Consider the following 18,513-nt stretch of genomic DNA (forward strand, 5'->3'; position numbering starts at 1 on the left):
AAAGGAATGACAACAAAAAGTGGTCTCGCCCATGATGATGTGCAGCCGATTGCAATGAATAAAAGAAGTATGGGCTTCTTCTCTACATTTTCCATGTGGATAGGAGCCAACGTGGTAGTAACGACCGTTTTTACCGGAATGCTGTTTGTACCCGATATGACATTTTTAAAGGCATTATTTATTATTGTGCTTGGCTCTTTAGTTGGTGCTATACCGCTTGTGTTGATGGGGAATATCGGAACTCGCACCGGTCTTCCAACCATGGTTTTAATGAGACCAGCTTTTGGGCAAAGAGGGGCTATGCTTCCTGCTGCTGTTAATCTTATTACATTAATAGGATGGGCATGGATTCAAGCCTACATGGCAGGGCTAAGTTTAAATCATGCCGTTACCTTTTTGACGGGTTACAGCAATATCAATCTATTTACAATTTTTACTCAAGTACTAGTAGTAGCAATTTCTATATACGGACACAAAGGCATTGAAGCAACGGAAAAGTTAGTAGCTACGCTAATGGTCATTTTAGCAACCGTTGTGTTTAGCTATTTGTTTATCGAATTTGATGCAGCAAAATTAATTCAAATGAAAGCAAGTGAAAATCCTGGTATTACAGGAATGTTAGCTTTTGATATTGTAGTAGCTACAGCTTTTACGTGGATTCCTATTGTTTGCGATTATAACCGAAACTGTAAATCTGAAAAAACGGGAATTGCGGGAACGTATTTAGGCTATAACGTTGCGACATTAATTGCGATGGGATTAGGCGCAACGGTTTCCGGTTTTTCAATTCTCGGAAATATGACACAAACGTATGACCCGGTAAATTTAATTGGCGCATATAGCCCGCTGTTGGGATTAGTAGCTGCCATCGTCATTTTTTTATCGGTGCTGTCAACCAACGTAATGGTATTGTATAGCGCGACAATGTCTTATTTATCTATTTTTCCAAAGCAGAGGTTCTGGATACCGGCACTAACCATGGGAGTTGTCACAGTCCTGGGTTCTTTATTAAAAGAGTGGTTGATGACAAATTTTCAAAGCTTTTTGCTTATGATCGGCGTATTATTTATTCCTATTATTGCGATTGTTCTTGTTGATTATTATATCATTCGCCGAAAATACTATGACGTTTCAGCTATTTTAGAAAAACAAAATAAACTGTACTGGTATACAAAAGGATTTAACCTTTATGTGTATGTATCTTACATAGTGGGGGCTGTATTTGCCTACTATTTTACGTACGTTCACCCGCTAGCCACAGGCGCAACGATCTTAGCTTTTTTATTTACAGGTGTTTTGCATGTATCGCTAACCAAACTTTCACAGCTTTCAATCCCTTATTCAAAGGGAATAGACAAAAATGCTTGACGTATACTTAAAATAGACTGAATTATCTAAAAAATAAGTGTCGGAAAGCTCCTTTAAATAGGAGCTTTTTGTGTTGAATAGAGGGTAAAAAAGCAAGCAGATAAAATAGACGAGAAATAAGTAAAAGCAGGAAGAAGAGAGCTTATTAATCCAGCCTCAAATAAAGTAATAACATGTATTTGATTCTCTCAGAGGTCTTTCCTATAATAAATGTAGGAAAACTTTCCAAAGGAGAATTTTATGCTTGAATTAGAGGCTATTCAAAGCAGGGCCATTGAAAAAACTAAACATACATTACTACAGGATATAAAAAGCGTACTAGGTGAACAAGACGAATGTCCGAATTTAGAGACGTATTTAACAGACAGGCATTCTTTTATTAAGAAAGCCTGGGGGACTGCGTGGAGAAAAATTGCTGTTTCTTCTGTATCTAAGAAAAACAGAAGATCGTATTTAACAGAAAGAGGCTTTGAGATAAAAGGATATAAACCTCAAGCTATCGATAAGTTATTTGCTAAAGAAACGAGAAAAGGTATGGAGTTTGATGCTTTTTCTTGGTTAAAAGAGCAATACGGAAATGGCAATAAAGCAGAGTGGCTGTCTCTATACGGAGAAGCAAGAGCTGAATTTGCCAAAAAAGAAGAAGAAAGAAAAGAGAAAGAAAGACAGCAAAGTATTAATGATCGAAAAGCTAGATATCAATTACAGTTAAATTTAGAAGCGGCTCCTATTTTGGAAGTAAACAAAGAGCTGTATTACCTACATATAAGAGAACAGCTTTCACATCAGCTATCAAAAGATATTGAAACAAACTCAAAATATATTGAAAACTATGCGCCGCATACTGAGCTTGAAGATGAATTAATAGAAAACGGTGATTTAACACGTCATGATTATGAAACGGTTCATGACTTTTTTCAAGAGCTCACCGGCGGCGTAAGCTCAGAATTAGACCGATACTCAACGATTATCTTATTTGAAACGTATGAAGATGTATACGAGGTATTTATCACCGATAAGATTTATGAAATCATTCCAACTATGATTATGGATGACCTTCCTGCTTCATTTAAAGAAGAATATAAATCCTATACAAATGCTTCGGTAACACGAATGGACATTATAAAAGCACTTAGAAGTGATTTATCGGATTTGGTCTATGAATATAAAAGAATGCTTGTAGAAGAAAAGCTTTCCGATGTACTGGAAGTTTCAGATCACAACTTAACGATCGAAGAGCATCAAGAGAGATATCAACAGCAGCTGGAAAAAAGAAGATTACAACAAGAACGTGAACGTGAAGAAAAGAAAAAGCTGATTGAAGAAGAACAGCGACAGTTAAATTATATTTTTGGTGCAGAATACGAAATGGACCCAAGAAAAGAGACGGAATACATTCTTCATCTCGGTGATACAAACACAGGAAAAACGTATACAGCATTAAAATCATTAAAAAAAGCTGCTTCGGGTAGTTACTTAGCGCCGCTTCGCCTGTTAGCTTTAGAAGTTTTTGAAAAGCTGAACAAAGACGGAGTCCCTTGTTCGTTAAAAACAGGTGAAGAAGAAAAGATTGTTGAAGACGCTCAGCACATGGCTGGTACCGTAGAGATGTTTAGTGAATTAGAACATGGCGATGTAACCGTAATTGATGAAGCACAAATGATTCAAGACAGAGACCGAGGGTTTTCATGGTATAAAGCCATCACTCGAGCTAATGCCAAACAAGTTCATGTGATTGGGAGTTTAAGCATTCGAAGTATGTTAGAAGAGATGCTTGACGGTGTGATCTCAGAAATTCATGAGTATGAAAGAGATATACCTTTAAAAGTAGATCTTCGAAAGTTCAAAATTGAAAAAGTGAAACCCGCAGATGCTTTAATTGTTTTCTCGCGTAAAAAAGTGCTCCAGACAGCGGCTAAGCTAGAAAAAGATGGTCATAAAGTTAGCGTGATTTATGGAAGTATGCCGCCTGAAACGAGAAGAAAACAAATTGAGCAGTTCATTAATAGAGAAACAAATGTCATTGTGTCTACAGATGCAATTGGAATGGGGTTAAATCTTCCAATTAGACGAATTGTCCTTTTAGAAAACATGAAGTTTGACGGACAAAAGAGGAGATTGTTGACTTCTCAAGAGTTAAAGCAGATTGCAGGTCGTGCTGGAAGGAAGGGTCTCTATAATGTAGGAGAAGTTGCATTCGCTAAAGATGCAAAGCAAATGAGAGAACTGTTATTTTCAACAGACGAGCAAATCAGTAAATTTTCAATTGCGCCTACTTCAGATATGCTAAGAAGATTTAAAGAATATCATCATGACCTCGGAACGTTTTTTGACATGTGGGCTAAATTTAAAAATCCAAAAGGGACACAAAAATCAAACCTGGCACAAGAACGTGAGCTTTATGAGGAAGTGAAAGACACGCTGATTGAGGCGAAAATGCCCATTGTTGATTTATACGGCTACTTGCAGCTGCCGTTTTCAGCAAAAGAAAGCTCTTTGAAAAAGCAGTGGGTTGCCAGCATGAATGCGATTGTTAACAGAGAAGAGTTACCTGAACCAAGGATGATAGAAGGTTCACTGGAAAAATTAGAGCTTTCTTATAAGGCGATTGGCCTGCATCTTTTATTTTTATATAGAATGGACAGAAGGCCAGAGGCTATTTATTGGGAACGTGTTCGAGAAGAGCTTACCGATAAAATCCATAACGTATTAAGAAAAGATATGAAAAAATTCAAAAGAACATGCAGTGCGTGTTCTAAAGACCTTCCTTGGAATCATGATCATGCGATATGCGATTCGTGTTTTCATAAAAGATTCCGCAGAAGATATGGGGACGAAGATTTTAATTACTAAGGTGTAGAGATGAAAAGTGGCTTGTACGAACGTATTTTAGTTAAAGAAAGGTCCGAACGAGTTGGATTTTTGATTGAGAATCCAATTGGTTCGGCTTTTTTTATGGTGAACGTAGCTTTCATCTGTTTCGTTCCTTCTAGCACAGTTGATTGGAGGGCAAGGCGAAGACTCCTGCCGGAAAAGCGGAACAGGTGAGACACCGCAGAAGCGTAAGCGACGAGGAGGCTCAGCGGACACCCGCGGAAAGCGAAGTCTTGCACGGAAATCAACAGCGGTGTACTAAGCAGTCCAGTTCATGTATACTATTTATTCATCTTTAGATTGGATTGATGTAGTTATGTCTCAATCTGATTTTTCATACAGGATTTTAATCTTTTTCCTGCGAATTTCTGCATCAAAGCAGATTTTTGTAGAAAAAAACCGGAAATGTATAAGCGGTCGTCTTGTAAAAAGACCAATAAATTATTATGATATAGAGTGGAACTGATATTTTAAAGAGTTCCGTGATTTTTTTGTTGGGCGGACGTGTATTGTATTAGAGTAAGTTTGCTATCATTCGTTATATTAAAAGCAGCACTTTTAAATAGAGATACGGTTCGTAATAGAAGGGAAGAGGATGATGACAAGTCATAACAAAGAAAACAAAGCTGCAGTCGAGCAGTACAGTAAAGGGAAGATTTTGTGGCAATTAACCCGTCCTCATACGCTAACAGCATCGTTTGTACCGGTTTTAATTGGAACAGTTCTAGCCATGTTTTATGGCCATGTGAACGTTTGGATGTTTCTTGCGATGCTTTTTTCATGTTTGTGGATTCAAATTGCGACGAACTTATTTAACGAGTACTATGACTTTAAACGCGGGTTAGACACAGAAGACTCCGTAGGTATCGGAGGAGCCATCGTCAGACACGGCATGAAACCGAAAACGGTATTAAATTTAGCACTTATTTCTTATGGAATTGCTCTTATTTTAGGTGTATATATATGTGCAAACAGCAGCTGGTGGCTTGCTTTAGTTGGATTAGTAGGTATGGCGATTGGTTATTTGTATACGGGCGGCCCGCTTCCGATTGCGTATACGCCGTTTGGAGAATTATTTTCAGGTCTTTGCATGGGCGCGATGTTCGTATTGATTTCATTTTTTATTCAAACGAATACAGTAACGTCTGAAAGCATCTTTGTATCACTTCCGATTGCGATTTTAGTAGGTGCGATTAATTTGTCTAACAACATTCGTGATATAGAAGAAGATACAAAAGGCGGACGTCGTACGCTAGCCATTTTATTAGGTTCTAAAAATGCGATTAGATTTTTAGCTGCTTTGTTTGGCATTGCGTATATTTGGACCGTTGCATTAGTGGTATTCTTCGATATTAGCCCTTGGATTTTCTTAGTGTTTCTTAGTGCACCTAAGCCAATTCAAGCTGTACAAGCATTTGTACGCGGAGAGCTTATTGCAATGAAAGCAACCGCGCAAACCAATACATTTTTTGGATTTACTTTATCAATTGGATTATTAATTGGCTACTTAGTAAGCTGATTGTGCGGAAAAAGCCTGTCTTTTTAAAGACAGGCTTTTTGTTATGCTCCAGTTATTTTTTCTTTTACTGCGCTAATAAATGCGTTCATATTTTCAGAAGATGAAAAGCTGGCTTGAGCTTGTTTTGGTCCGCCGCCGCCTTTTCCATCGTAAAGCGGAAGCAATTCTTTATAAAGCTCTCCGCATTTTACCTCACTGCCGCTGTGAGCCAGCAAAACTTTTTGATCACTTGAAAAAGTGAAAAGAAGCGTTGTATCAGGTGTTTGAAGAAGCTGCTTCGTCAAAGCTTGCACATCTTTTAGTGTGCGGTTTTCAAAGTGATGGTACAGAAATGAACCTTCTTTTTTGCCTTCTAATTCACTTGCTAAATAAGCAGCATTTTCATTTTTTAATTCTTCTAGTTGTTTTTGCAGCTCTTTTTGTTCAGTCTCCAATTTTTTAATGCGTTCTACAACTAATTCACGGCTTGTGCTGAATTTATTGCTAAGTTCTGCTACGATTTCTTGAGACTGCTGATAATCAGCTAACGCACGCATACCGCATTTAAAAAAGAGGCGTGTATTGCCGCGCTGCTTTTCTGTTTTCGTAAGTTTAATAAGGCCAAGCTCTCCAATTTGGTTCACATGAGTACCGCAGCAGGCAGAAACATCAATGCCTTCAATTTCCACAATGCGTACCACTTCGTCTTCTAGGTCGGGCACTTTGCGAAGCGCAAGAGTATGCAAATCTTCTTTTTTCACTTCGTACGTTTTAATGTGACGGTTGCTGTAAATAGCGTCATTTACAACTTTTTCAATGTGTAGTAACTGCTCATGAGATAACTGAGGTACATTCAGGTCGATAGAGACTGCTTCGCTTCCTAAGTGAAAGCTAACGGTGTGAATATCATATGTATCGATTAATAAAGCCGAAAGTAAGTGCTGTCCGCTGTGCTGCTGCATATGATCAAAGCGGCGATGCCAGTCAATTTCACATGTGACGTTCGTTTGTTCAGGGAGTGCATCAACGATATGATATACATCTCCATCTTCTTCGTACACATCTTTTACGTCGATTCCTGCAATGTTACCGTAGTCAGAAGGCTGTCCACCTCCTTCTGGATAAAAAGCGGTATGTTTTAACGTTAATGCGTAGCCATTTGAAAGAGAGCGCGTCTCTATCACTTCAGTTTCCCATGTTTTTATATAGGGATTGCTATAATAAAGTCTTTCTGTCATATTCATCATCCTTTCTAGTAAAACCATATCTAACTTTTTCTATAGTATCAGAAATATGTTTCTTCGAACATGGATAAGCTAACTTGTAACAATAAAACTGGGTGGGACATATGAAAAATACTGTTTATATTTATACGCGGGATTTAAAAAGGATTTTCACCAATTGGGCGATGATTATCATTGTGCTGACGCTTATGATTCTGCCGTCTTTTTATGCATGGTTTAATATAAAAGCATCTTGGGACCCATACGGGCGGACTGAAGGTATTGCCATTGCAGTAACGAGCGAAGACGAAGGTTCTACGATCAGAGGGCAGCACGTAAACGTGGGAAAAGATATTATTGCAACGTTAAAGAAAAATAAAACGCTTGGATGGACGTTCGTCTCCAAAGAAAAAGCTGATCACGGAGTAAAGCACGGTGACTATTATGCAAGTATTGTTATTCCAAAAGATTTTTCACAAAAACTTGGTACCGTTCTTCAAGATCGTTTGGAAAAACCGGTTATTATTTACAAAGTGAACGAGAAAATAAACGCAGTGGCGCCTAAAATTACAAGTAAAGGAGCCAGCAGCTTAACACAACAGATTAGTGAAAAATTCGTCAAAACAGCGAATGGAGCTATTTTTTCAGTGTTTAACGAACTAGGTATTACACTGCAGCGAGATTTGCCAACCATTCAACAAGTTGAACAACGGATTTTTGAACTTGAAAATCGTCTTCCTGAAATCAAAAAAGTAATTAATGAAGCGAATGACACTACTCAAAAAGCTGGAGCAATTGTATCAAAAGCCCAGGCTGCTCTTCCTGAAGTAGAGAGATTAACAGCTGACGGCGCACAGATGACTCAGCAGCTCAATACGTTTTTAACTAAAAGCGACGAAGTTTTAAAAACCGCTGAGCCGACGATCAACGAAACGCTGCACCGTGTTCAACAGCGAGCTCTCGGAGTGCAAGAATTGAAGAATCAGCTGATGGAAAAAGATATCGCACCGGCTGAAGTCAACGCGGCAGCGGAACAGCTAAAAGGGCAGTTAACAAAACAAATTGCTGACACAGGAGAGATTCTTACACTTCTTACGGATTTAAATGCGGTGTCTCAAGGGAACGTTCTTTCACCGGTTATTAATCAAATAAAAAGTGTACATACGCTTTTAAAGCAGCAGCTGTCGGATGTAAACGACTTGCAGCAGCAAACAAAAAATGGAGATGCACCAGATCCAAGTGTGCTTGAGAAATTCAGTTCTCGCACCGACCAAGCTGTTTCTAAATTAAATACGTTAACGAATTCGTATTCTTCTACGATTGTGCCGGCTATTGAACAAGCTATCAAAGAAGCGAAAGATAAAACAGCAAGCGCAAACGCACTGCTTGATGAAGCTAATAAAAGCATACCGGATGTTTCTAACGTCCTGTCTAAAACAGCAAGTGGCATCTTACTCGGACAGCAGGAGCTTGCGAAAATAGCAAAAGACTTTCCGCGAATTGAACAAAACGTGCACAATATAGCAGATAAAATACGAGAATTTCAGCAAAAAGAAAATATTGAAGATATTATTAATTTGCTAAAGAATGATGTGCAAAAAGAAAGTGACTTTTTTGCTAAGCCGGTTCTTTTAAAAGAAGAAAGACTTTATCCAATTCCGAACTACGGCTCAGCTATGTCGCCGTTTTATACAACGCTTTGCTTGTGGGTCGGAGCTTTGCTGTTAGTTTCAATTTTAAGCGTAGAAGTAGCTGATGAAGAGCGGTTCAAAAGCTATGAAGTCTATCTTGGAAGACTTTTAACGTTTTTGTCTATTGCTCTTGTGCAAGCTTTTATTGTGACGCTAGGCGATTTATTTTTAATCAAAACGTACGTCGTAGACAAAGTGACTTTTATCTTTTTAGGCTTGCTGTGCAGCTTCGTGTTTATGACGATTGTCTATACGCTTGTTGCGATATTTGGCAATGCAGGAAAAGCGATGGCCATTGTTTTACTTGTGCTTCAGCTTTCTGCTGCAGGCGGTACATTTCCGATTCAAGTCGTGCCTGCTTTTTTTCAGGCAATCAACCCGTTTTTACCATTTACGTATGCGATAAGCATGATGAGAGAAGTGGTAGGAGGCATGTTAGCGGACATTGTCAGAAAAGACGTTACCGTTCTTCTTTGCATTTGGCTTGGCGTGCTGCTTGTTGGCATTTTTCTTCATAAGCCTCTTAGTAAAACGAGTGCAAAATTAACAAAAAAAGCGCGTGAAAGTAAATTAATTCATTAAAAAAACGTTTTGGGTTTCCAGACAGAACAAAATGCGGTAGTGTAGATAGAAAGGAGTGATCAGTATGGGTATATTAGATGGACTATTAGGAAATGCATCAGAAGCAGATATAAGAGGAACTGAAAAAGACTTACAAAATATCTTAATTGCCAACGAGCGAGTGGAACAAGCGTATAAAGTCATTCGCGATTTAATGGTGTTTACGACGAAACGCTTAATTATCGTTGATAAGCAAGGAGTGACAGGAAAGAAAACAGATTATCATTCCATTCCTTATAAGACGATTACCCATTTTAGCGTAGAAACGGCTGGAACATTTGATTTAGATGCGGAATTAAATATTTGGGTATCGGGTTCTAGCGCACCGATCTCAAAAGAATTTCGTAAAGATAAAAGCATTTACGACGTGCAAAAAGTATTAGCATCTTATGTATTAGATTAAAAAAGTTGAGCCATAAAAATTGGCTCGACTTTTTTTATGCTTGTGTAAAACGGGAAAGGATAATATCTTCTTTCTTGCATGCAGCTGTTTAAAAAATAATCAGGTTGTTGTCCTTCTATATTTGTTTATTTCACTCATTACTGAAATGCATGAAAACGATTTACATAATGAATTATACAGAATAAAAAAACCGTGATATGCTTTTTTTAGAGAAAAAAGGAAGTGACCAACTGTGAGTTATACCGTAATTGGAACATCAGCTTTTCGCAAAACAAATGTGGCGCTTTTTGCAGCTGGCTTCACCACATTTTCGATCTTATATTGTACACAGGCCATTTTACCTGAATTTTCTAGAGAATTCGGGATATCTCCGGCGTTTGCCAGCTTGTCTCTTTCGTTAACAACCATCACGCTAGCCGTTAGCATGCTTTTTTTAGGTTCTTTATCAGAAGTGTGGGGACGAAAGAAACTGATGGGTCTATCGTTAATTTTTGCATCATTGCTATGCATCATGACGGCATTTAGCTCTACCTTTGAAACGCTGTTAGTCTTTCGCGTCATTCAAGGAATCGTGTTAGCAGGGCTGCCTTCTGTGGCCATGGCTTACTTAGGAGAAGAAATTGAACCGGGGAGTTTAGGAAAAGCGATGGGGATTTATATAAGCGGGAACGCCTTTGGAGGCGTAGCGGGAAGACTTATGACAGGGGTGCTCACGGAATATTTCAACTGGTCCGTAGCTCTTGATGTTGTAAGCGCAATCAGTTTACTGGCCACCTTTGTTTTTTTTATGAACTTGCCAGATTCACAAAACTTCACTTCACGATCCTTTGAACTTAGGCAGCTTACCGGCTCTCTTCGCAGTCATCTTCAAGATAAAGGGATGCTTTGTCTTTTTGCTATTGGTTTTGCACTGCTTGGAAGTAACGTAGCTTTATACAATTATATTGGATACGCTCTATCCGCTCCTCCGTATTCTTGGAATCATACGCTTGTAAGTTTTATTTTTGTTATTTTTTTTGTGGGAGTATTCAGCTCGGTCTGGATGGGGACGCTGGCGGATCGATATGGTCGGAAGAAAGTGCTGTTATGTACGATTGCTGTTACGCTCATAGGTTCCATCATTACGCTGCATCCAGTTTTATGGATAAAAATTACCGGGCTTTTGCTGCTGACCTTTGGCTTTTTTGGAAGTCATTCCATTGCAAGCAGCTGGGTGGGAAGAAGAGCCACTCATGACAAAGCTCAGGCTTCGTCTTTGTATTTGTTTTTTTACTATGCAGGATCAAGCGTTGGCGGAACGGTGGCTGGATTATGCTGGAGTGCGTACGGCTGGAAAGGTGTTATTGCTTTAATTGGTGTGTTTCTTACAACAGCCTTTTTCCTAGCTGTTCGTTTGTCAAAAATGCCGGCTCAGCAGACGCATGTTCACTGAGAAAATGTAAAGACATATAGCTATTGATTTAAAAAAAGAGGCCCGTACAAAAGGATTTTAGCCCAAGTGAAAAACGAACCATCGATCAACATGTTTGATTAGTGGTTCGTTTTTTTTGTTATGGTGAACATAGTTTCATCTTTTTCGTTCCTTCTAGCAGTTGATTGGAGGGCAGGACGGAGACTCCTGCGGGAAAGCGGAACAGGTGAGACCCCGCAGGAGCGGAAGCGACGAGGAGGCTCAGTAGCTGCCCGCGGAAAGCGAAGCCTTGCACGGAAATCAACTGCGGTGTCGCAAGTGATTTATACTAGCTACTTTAGTCTTTAGATTGAAGTAATTTAGTTATGTCTTAATTTCTTTTCTTAGTTTAAAAGTTGAATAAAAAGCTCCGCTACTTTTTTATGAGCGCTGTTAGCAGGATAGATATAGGAGAAACGGCGCTTAAAAGGAGCGGTGTTAACGTTGAGAATCGATAGGTGTTTTTGTTCTACATCTTCTTTAATAGCGCAAAGCGACAGCACAGACATTCCTAAATCGTGAACGATGGCTTCTTTAATTCCTTGATTGCTGCTGATCGTTAGCATGCTTTTCATTTTTAAACCGTTGGACATTAGAACGTGATCTAAATATTCTCTTGTTCCAGAGCCTTTTTCACGAGCTACCCACCGCTGATTTTGTAAATCATCAATTTCTACTTTTTTAAGCTGAGCTAAAGGATGATCCACTGACGCCACGATGGCAAGCTCATCGTCCATAAAAGACTGAATATGTAAGTCGGATTCTTCCGTGTGTCCTTCAATAAGCCCTACGTCTACTTTGAAATGACGAACAAGCTGAGCGATTTCCTTTGTATTACCGATAGTCACTTCTACATCAATATCAGGATATTGTTCACGAAGCTTTGCTAAAAATGAAGGGAGAATATATTCGCCAATCGTGAAACTGGCGCCAATCGTTAGCATTCCTTTGACACGGTGATGATGTTCATAAATATCTCGTTTCGTATGCTCATATATCTGAATCATTTGTTTAGCACGATCGTATAAAATTTCGCCGCTTGGTGTGATTTTTAACATTTTAGGTGAACGCAGGAACAGAGAAGTTTGAAATTCTTTTTCAAGATTTTTGATGTGTACGCTTACGCTTGGCTGTGAAATCATTAACTTTTCCGCAGCTTTTGTAAAGCTTTGCTCTTCTACAACAGAAACAAACGTCTTTAACGCATCATAGTACATAGAGTATGGCTCCTTTTATATTAAAAAAATTAATTATAAACATTATAAAACATTACTATTGTAATAACTAGAGGTACTTGGTTAAGACAAACAAAACGAGGTGCTGACTTAAAGGAGTATTTTGGCTTATAACGAAGGCAGCACCCGTAATTTATTTACAGTTATTTGCATTTCCCCTATAAAGCTATTAAACACTTTTTTGTCATCATTTTGTAACAAAAGTAAAAAAAGTACTTGTTTTTTCCAAAAAACATACTATAATATTAACTGTAATACGATGAGTAATACAGTTAATACATCTAGTACACACATCATGATTTTGGGTAGATGAAGGGAGGCAGACTATGTTCGATTTAGATATTCGTAGTCGCAAGCCGATATACGAGCAATTAGTAGATAAATTGAAAGAGCTTATTATTCATGAAGTCTTTAAGGCCGATCAAAAGCTTCCATCTGTTCGGCTGTTAGCAAAAGAATTAACGATTAATCCAAATACAATTCAAAAAGCGTATCGTGAACTAGAACATCAGAATTATATTTATTCAGTTCCAGGCAAAGGAAGTTTTGTAACGCCTCAAGTTGATACACTAAATAACGAGAAGGTGAAAAAGATGAAAGAAGAATTAGTAAAGCTGTTGGCAGAAGCTATGTATTTAGGGATGGATAAAGATGAAATTCTATCACTTATTTCACAGGCTGAAAAAGCAGTAAAAGGAGGAAGCGATAGTGATTGAACTGAAGGCGATAAAAAAAGAGTTTGAAGAAATGGAAGCTCTAAGAGACGTCACGCTTTCTATAAAAAAAGGATCTATTTACGGACTGCTTGGCTCGAACGGGGCAGGAAAAACAACGCTATTAAAAATCATTGCAGGTATTTACAAGCAAGATCACGGGAAAATCGCAATAGACGGCGAGGAAGTATTTGAAAACGTTGGCTTAAAAGAACGTCTTATTTTTATGCCAGATTCTCTTTATTTTTTCCCTCAAACAACGATTAAGCAATTAGCGTCTTTTTATAGAAGCGTCTATCCGACTTGGAACGAAGAGCGGTTTCAAAAATTAAAAGAAGCTTTCCCGATTCAATTACATAAAAAGGTACACAGAATGTCCAAGGGAATGCAGCGTCAAGTAGGTTTTTGGTTAGCGATGTCTGCTATGCCTGATGTACTTATCTTAGATGAGCCGCTCGATGGGTTAGATGCGGTAATGCGTCAAAAAATTAAAAACCTTCTTGTCCAAGACGTGGCAGAACGGGAAATGACGATTTTAATTTCATCACATAACTTACGAGAAGTGGAAGATCTTTGTGATCATGTAGGCATCTTGCATCACGGTCAATTATTAATTGAAAAAGAACTGGATGATTTAAAATCAGACGTGCACAAAATTCAAGTTGCATTTGAAGGAGATGTGCCGCTAGCGCTTTATGACACGCTGGACATTTTATATCAAGAAAAACGAGGAAGCGTCTTGCTTTGTATTGTTCGAGGAAAAGAAAATCACTTAGTCAACAAAGTTCGATCGTATAAGCCTTTAATTTTTGACATCTTGCCACTTACGCTGGAAGAAATCTTTATTTATGAAATGGGGGATGTGGGTTATGCAATCGAAAACATCATCGTTTAACCGCGGCATGTGGATTCAATCCATGAGAAACGTGGGATGGATTGGTGCTTTATATACGCTTGTGCTTTTATTTATCGTACCGCTTCAAATTATTTTGAGATATACAGGTGAAGTGAACAAAGATGGAATATATACGGAAAAATTAAAGACGCTATTTGAAGTTGTTGGAAGTCTTCAATTCTTGTTTATGTTTACTGTTCCTGTGGTGCTAGCTATATTTTTATTTCGATATATCCAAACAAAATCGGCCGCTGATTATATTCATAGCTTACCAATAAGCAGAGGTGTGCTATTTTGGCAAAACATATTATTAGGAATTGTATCATTAGTTTTACCTGTTATTATTTCAGCCATCGTCCTTTTTCTTATTAAAGATTCAGTAAATGTTGACGATTTATATACGATAAGATTAATTCTACGATGGGCTATTGATACTATTATTTTGAATATCTTTGTTTTTTCTGGGGCCGTATTTGCAGGTATGTTCACAGGTATGTCAATACTGCAAGGTGCGTTTATATATATATTATTCATTCTTCCGGCTGCGCTCATTCAGTTTTTTATTATGAATGTTAAGTTTTATTGGTATGGCTTTGCTACAACATATTATTCAGGGGAAAACTTACAAGATTTGGTTCCTTTTATCCATATTATAGATCTGTTAGATAGTGGAAAAGAAAGTTATCTAACTCTAGTAATATATGCAATTGTAGCTTGTGTACTTTATTTCATTGCATATATTGCATATCGAAAGAGAAGTTTAGAAATCGCTACGCATGCAATCGCTTTCAAATGGTTAAAACCTATTTTTATCTATGGACTGACCACGTGCTCATTATTATTATGGGGGATGTACTTCGGTGAGATGAAGGATTCTTTTAAATGGCTTATTTTTGGTTATGTTTTTGGTTCCTTATTAGGGTATATTCTTGGACACATGATTTTAGCTAAAACATGGCGTGTATTTGATAAATGGAAGGGTTACTTATTGTTTGTGGCAGCAGCTATTATTATAGGTATAGGCTTGAAGGCAGATGTTTTTGGTTACTCTAGTTACTTACCAAATCAAGAAAACATTCAATCTGTATATTTTGATGAAGATGATTACTCCTTAACAGATAACTCTAAAAGTCATGATCCAGAGAATGGTGACTATTATAGACCACCTTACTATTATTCTGATAAAAATACCGTTAATTTTATACGAGCATTGCATAAACAAATTATAAAAGATCAGCCTAATATTTCTAAAAGAGAAATACAGTCTGGAGATGCTCGTGAAATAACATTTGCTTATAATTTAAAAAATGATAAAAAAGTTGTTCGACAATATGCGATAAGGGAAGCTGATTATAAAGCTTTCTATAAACGAATTATAGAAACACCTGAGTATAAAAAACATTCTTTTTATATTTTAGAACCTGATAATAAAAATATGAGGTATGTAAAAGAAGTTCAAATTAATGCAATGTATAAAAGTGGCGAACCTATTGTAATTAAAGATCCAAACAAAATTGAAGATTTAAAACAGGCCATAAGAAAATCCATACAAAATCAAACGTATGAAGATACTCAGAGTAACCAACAAAGCTGGTCTAGCATTGACTTTATGGACGGAAATGGACGAAGTGTAGACTCCATACCTTTTGAGAAATCATATAAAGAAGTTGAAAAGTGGCTCAAGCACGAAAAAATGTTCGAAGATGCTCGAGTAATGCCAGAAGACGTTTCAAATATTGTAGTTTTAAAGAATAAAGATCACGAAATTCTTCATAATGCATGGGTAGACACGCCCTCTATTCTAACTAAAAGAAAAGGTGCGTTAACTATTAAAGATTCCAAACAAATCAATTATTTTCTTTCCCATACAACCATTCAAGAACAAGGGGATTATATAGTTGTTTTCCGTTATAAAAATTCAAGTCCTGAAGTTCAAATGTTTGATGCTAACATGATTCCAACAGAACTAAAAGAAAAACTAAAATAACTAAAATAACAAGGGAGAACTTATTATGTGCGGCGAGGAATTACAAGATTATTTAAATCAGGTGCTGGCTTATTTATTGAAAAATGGCGTGAATAGACAAGACGCCGAAGATATTACGCAAGAAGTAGCATTAAAATATTTAGAAAAACAAGAAATGGTCGATCCTGAAAAAATAAAAGCTTGGATGTTTCGCGTCGCATTAAATAAACGCTGTGACTTAGGAAGACGTAAAATAGTGAAAGACCGCTATACGTCTTCTTACAAAGAAGAACCAGTTATATATACGCCTATTCAGCAGGTGCTTAGAAATGAAGAAGCGGCTGAATGTCAGGCGATTTTAAATCAATTGAATCCTAAGTATCGCAATTTGCTTCTATTAAAATATGGATTAGGATTTAAATATGAAGAAATTGCCGAGTTATTAAATATGCAGATGACTACGTTAAAATCAGCTCTTTACCGCGCGCGCAAATACTTTGTGAAGGGATATAATGAAGTCATTTAATTTTAAATGAAACAGCAGCAGTTTGTGAAAAAGAACTTTTTTACACAAACTACTGCTGTTTTTTTCGTATTTTTCTTCTTTGGACGGCATAGATAATCAAACTGATCGCACAAAAAGCTAAAGTGATCTCAATCACATCAGTATAAGAAGATGTCGTATTAAAAAAGGAACCGAAAATAAATAAAGCGAGCGTCCAAATGAAACCAAAAGAAAATGAGACTTTAATGTAATGACGATGCTTCATTCCGCTTGCTCCGAGAAAAAAAGGCATCACATGTCGCATTCCTGGTAAAAAATAGCTTGCGATGATGGCATGAGATCCATATTCTTGGATCGTTCGCTCGACTTTCATCACATTTTTTTCCCATCGCGGGCGCTTTAATAGCGCAAGCGCCTGAGTTGAAAAAAGACTGGCTATCAAAAACTTAAGATATAAGCTAATCATCATGCCGCTGTAGGTAAGTATAAAAGCTGGAATATACTGAACGGACGGAGATGTAGCCTGACTGCCCGCAAGCATAATATATACCGGGTCAGGAATAGGAGTAAGGTTGGCTCCGACTAAAATGATAAAAAAGAAATATCCGTAGCCTAATTGGTTAATGGCTCCGATAAGCTGATCAATCACGTTTTCTTCCTCCTTTCTTCATTAGAATACGAGAGAGTGACACACAGTGTTCGCTCAAAATAAAAATAAAGTATAGGTACGCACAACTTAGAAAAAAAGAGTTATAATAAATAAGAATGTACGTTCTTCTTTTGGGGATTAATTATACAGAAAGAGGTGATAGTATGAAAATGATGTACCCTAAAAACGGCAAAGTTATTCTTCATATTGATGCCAATGCTTTTTATGCATCTGTTGAAACCGCACATGATCATACGCTCAAAGATAAGCCTCTTGCTATTGCTGGCAATCCAAAGGAACGAAGAGGAATTGTTGTAACCTGTAACTATATTGCTCGTAACCGCGGAGTATATGCGCCAATGCCTCTTTGGGAAGCGAAAAGAAAATGCCCTGAGCTGGTTGTTATAAAACCTAATTTTCCATTATATCGCCAAGTGTCCAAAAACATGTTTGATTATTTAGTAACCATTTCACCTCTTTTAGAGCCTGCTTCCATTGATGAAGGCTATTTGGATATTACAAATTGTGCTGAATTAGGCTCTCCTCTTGACATAGCAAAGTCCATTCAGCAGCATTTAATACAGACGCTGCAAATTCCTGTGTCAATTGGAATCGCGCCGAATAAATTTTTAGCCAAAACGGCAAGTGATATGCAAAAACCTTTAGGGATTACCGTCCTTCGAAAAAGAGATGTCCAAACAGTTCTTTGGCCAAAAGCCGTAGAGGAAATGCACGGAATCGGTAAAAAAACAGCTGAGAAGCTAAATGCGATTAAGATCGTGACCATCGGTGATCTAGCAAAAGCCGCTCCCGGTCTTCTTAAACAAACTCTCGGAGTAAAAGGAGAAGTTATGAAAGAACGAGCATGGGGCCAAGATGATCGACAGGTGAACCCTGATCGCCAATCACAGTTTAAATCTATTGGAAACTCTACGACGCTATCTCAAAATGCAGTAGATGAACATGAAGTTCTCCCTATTTTAAATAAACTATCGCATTCTGTAAGCTCTCGTATGAAAGCGAAAAAAGTTGTAAGCAAAACGATTCAATTAACGATACGATACAGTGATTTTAAAACCATTACTCGAAGCCAAACTATTTCAAAAGCAATTAGCGAGCCAAACGATCTTTTTCATTACAGTGCGGTATTATTTCAAAGGCACTGGAACGGAGAACCGATTCGTTTATTAGGCGTAGCTGCTCTTCAAGTGAGCCACCATCTTCAGGAAGAAGAACAATTGGATTTGTTTACATATGGAGAGCAAGCAAAAAAAGAGCCTTTATACAAAGCGGTCGAAAGTTTGCGTGAAAAATATGGAGATAACATTATTCAAAGCGGTTTAAAAAAACAAAGAGGAAAAAAAGAGAGGTAACTCTCTTTTTTTGTATAAAATAGTAGGTTTACACTCATTATAGAAGGGG

General features: G+C 37.6%; 15 protein-coding genes. 12 read left to right on the forward strand and 3 right to left on the reverse strand.

Annotation, left to right across the window (positions count from 1 at the left end; translation table 11 throughout):
* The first annotated feature begins 6 nt into the window (after positions 1-6).
* The 4 genes from AC0C45_RS20690 to AC0C45_RS20705 all read left to right on the forward strand — a co-directional run bounded on the left by AC0C45_RS20690 (position 7) and on the right by AC0C45_RS20705 (position 5,761).
* Positions 7-1,368, forward strand: coding sequence for a purine-cytosine permease family protein (locus AC0C45_RS20690; RefSeq protein ID WP_472928694.1), 1,362 nt, complete (start codon positions 7-9; stop codon positions 1,366-1,368).
* 240 nt (positions 1,369-1,608) lie between these two features.
* Positions 1,609-4,221 (forward strand): helicase-related protein, encoded by a 2,613-nt coding sequence (locus tag AC0C45_RS20695; protein WP_472928696.1) that lies wholly within the window; start codon positions 1,609-1,611, stop codon positions 4,219-4,221.
* Positions 4,222-4,366: 145 nt separating this feature from the next.
* Positions 4,367-4,504 carry a hypothetical protein gene (locus AC0C45_RS20700; RefSeq protein ID WP_257063368.1) on the forward strand — a complete coding sequence of 46 codons (138 nt, stop codon included), beginning with the start codon at positions 4,367-4,369 and terminating at the stop codon, positions 4,502-4,504.
* 336 nt (positions 4,505-4,840) lie between these two features.
* Positions 4,841-5,761 carry a 1,4-dihydroxy-2-naphthoate polyprenyltransferase gene (locus AC0C45_RS20705; protein ID WP_025752322.1) on the forward strand — a complete coding sequence of 307 codons (921 nt, stop codon included), beginning with the start codon at positions 4,841-4,843 and terminating at the stop codon, positions 5,759-5,761.
* 41 nt (positions 5,762-5,802) lie between these two features.
* On the opposite strand, the gene AC0C45_RS20710 is transcribed toward AC0C45_RS20705, so the two are convergent.
* Positions 5,803-6,978: an alanyl-tRNA editing protein gene (locus AC0C45_RS20710; protein ID WP_237894019.1), complete on the reverse strand. Its 1,176-nt coding sequence runs from the start codon at positions 6,976-6,978 to the stop codon at positions 5,803-5,805.
* A 110-nt stretch (positions 6,979-7,088) separates the two neighbouring features.
* On the opposite strand from AC0C45_RS20710, the gene AC0C45_RS20715 reads away from it, so the two are divergent.
* The 3 genes from AC0C45_RS20715 to AC0C45_RS20725 all read left to right on the forward strand — a co-directional run bounded on the left by AC0C45_RS20715 (position 7,089) and on the right by AC0C45_RS20725 (position 11,110).
* Positions 7,089-9,236, forward strand: a complete 2,148-nt coding sequence (locus tag AC0C45_RS20715; protein ID WP_237894020.1) for a YhgE/Pip domain-containing protein — start codon at positions 7,089-7,091, stop codon at positions 9,234-9,236.
* 64 nt (positions 9,237-9,300) lie between these two features.
* Positions 9,301-9,678 (forward strand): PH domain-containing protein, encoded by a 378-nt coding sequence (locus AC0C45_RS20720; protein ID WP_014460184.1) that lies wholly within the window; start codon positions 9,301-9,303, stop codon positions 9,676-9,678.
* A 232-nt stretch (positions 9,679-9,910) separates the two neighbouring features.
* Positions 9,911-11,110: an MFS transporter gene (locus AC0C45_RS20725; RefSeq protein ID WP_237894021.1), complete on the forward strand. Its 1,200-nt coding sequence runs from the start codon at positions 9,911-9,913 to the stop codon at positions 11,108-11,110.
* 362 nt (positions 11,111-11,472) lie between these two features.
* Here AC0C45_RS20725 and AC0C45_RS20730 read toward each other — a convergent pair whose 3' ends face one another.
* Positions 11,473-12,345 (reverse strand): selenium metabolism-associated LysR family transcriptional regulator, encoded by an 873-nt coding sequence (locus AC0C45_RS20730; RefSeq protein ID WP_013083080.1) that lies wholly within the window; start codon positions 12,343-12,345, stop codon positions 11,473-11,475.
* A gap of 344 nt (positions 12,346-12,689) precedes the next feature.
* Here AC0C45_RS20730 and AC0C45_RS20735 point away from each other — a divergent pair, with 344 nt between their 5' ends.
* From AC0C45_RS20735 to AC0C45_RS20750, 4 genes are read left to right on the forward strand one after another with little or no spacing between them, the layout of a single operon-like run.
* The gene (locus AC0C45_RS20735) at positions 12,690-13,079 is read left to right on the forward strand and encodes a GntR family transcriptional regulator (RefSeq protein ID WP_013083081.1); all 390 of its coding nucleotides are present in this window, start codon (positions 12,690-12,692) and stop codon (positions 13,077-13,079) included.
* On the forward strand, positions 13,072-13,971 hold the full coding sequence (locus AC0C45_RS20740) for an ABC transporter ATP-binding protein (protein ID WP_025752330.1): 900 nt from the start codon (positions 13,072-13,074) through the stop codon (positions 13,969-13,971). The genes AC0C45_RS20735 and AC0C45_RS20740 overlap by 8 nt, the downstream gene beginning before the upstream one ends.
* Entirely contained in the window at positions 13,946-15,958 is a 2,013-nt protein-coding gene (locus AC0C45_RS20745; protein ID WP_472928701.1) for a DUF6449 domain-containing protein, read from the forward strand. The genes AC0C45_RS20740 and AC0C45_RS20745 overlap by 26 nt, the downstream gene beginning before the upstream one ends.
* A 25-nt stretch (positions 15,959-15,983) precedes the next feature.
* A complete protein-coding gene (locus tag AC0C45_RS20750; protein ID WP_128820706.1) occupies positions 15,984-16,463 on the forward strand; it encodes an RNA polymerase sigma factor in 480 nt (159 codons plus the stop codon).
* 49 nt (positions 16,464-16,512) lie between these two features.
* Here the strand turns inward: AC0C45_RS20750 and AC0C45_RS20755 are convergent, their stop codons facing one another.
* Entirely contained in the window at positions 16,513-17,091 is a 579-nt protein-coding gene (locus AC0C45_RS20755; RefSeq protein WP_016764043.1) for a DedA family protein, read from the reverse strand.
* 164 nt (positions 17,092-17,255) lie between these two features.
* Here AC0C45_RS20755 and AC0C45_RS20760 point away from each other — a divergent pair, with 164 nt between their 5' ends.
* A complete protein-coding gene (locus tag AC0C45_RS20760; protein WP_237894024.1) occupies positions 17,256-18,464 on the forward strand; it encodes a DNA polymerase IV in 1,209 nt (402 codons plus the stop codon).
* Positions 18,465-18,513 lie beyond the last annotated feature (49 nt).

This window comes from Priestia sp. VA7 (assembly GCF_055710015.1).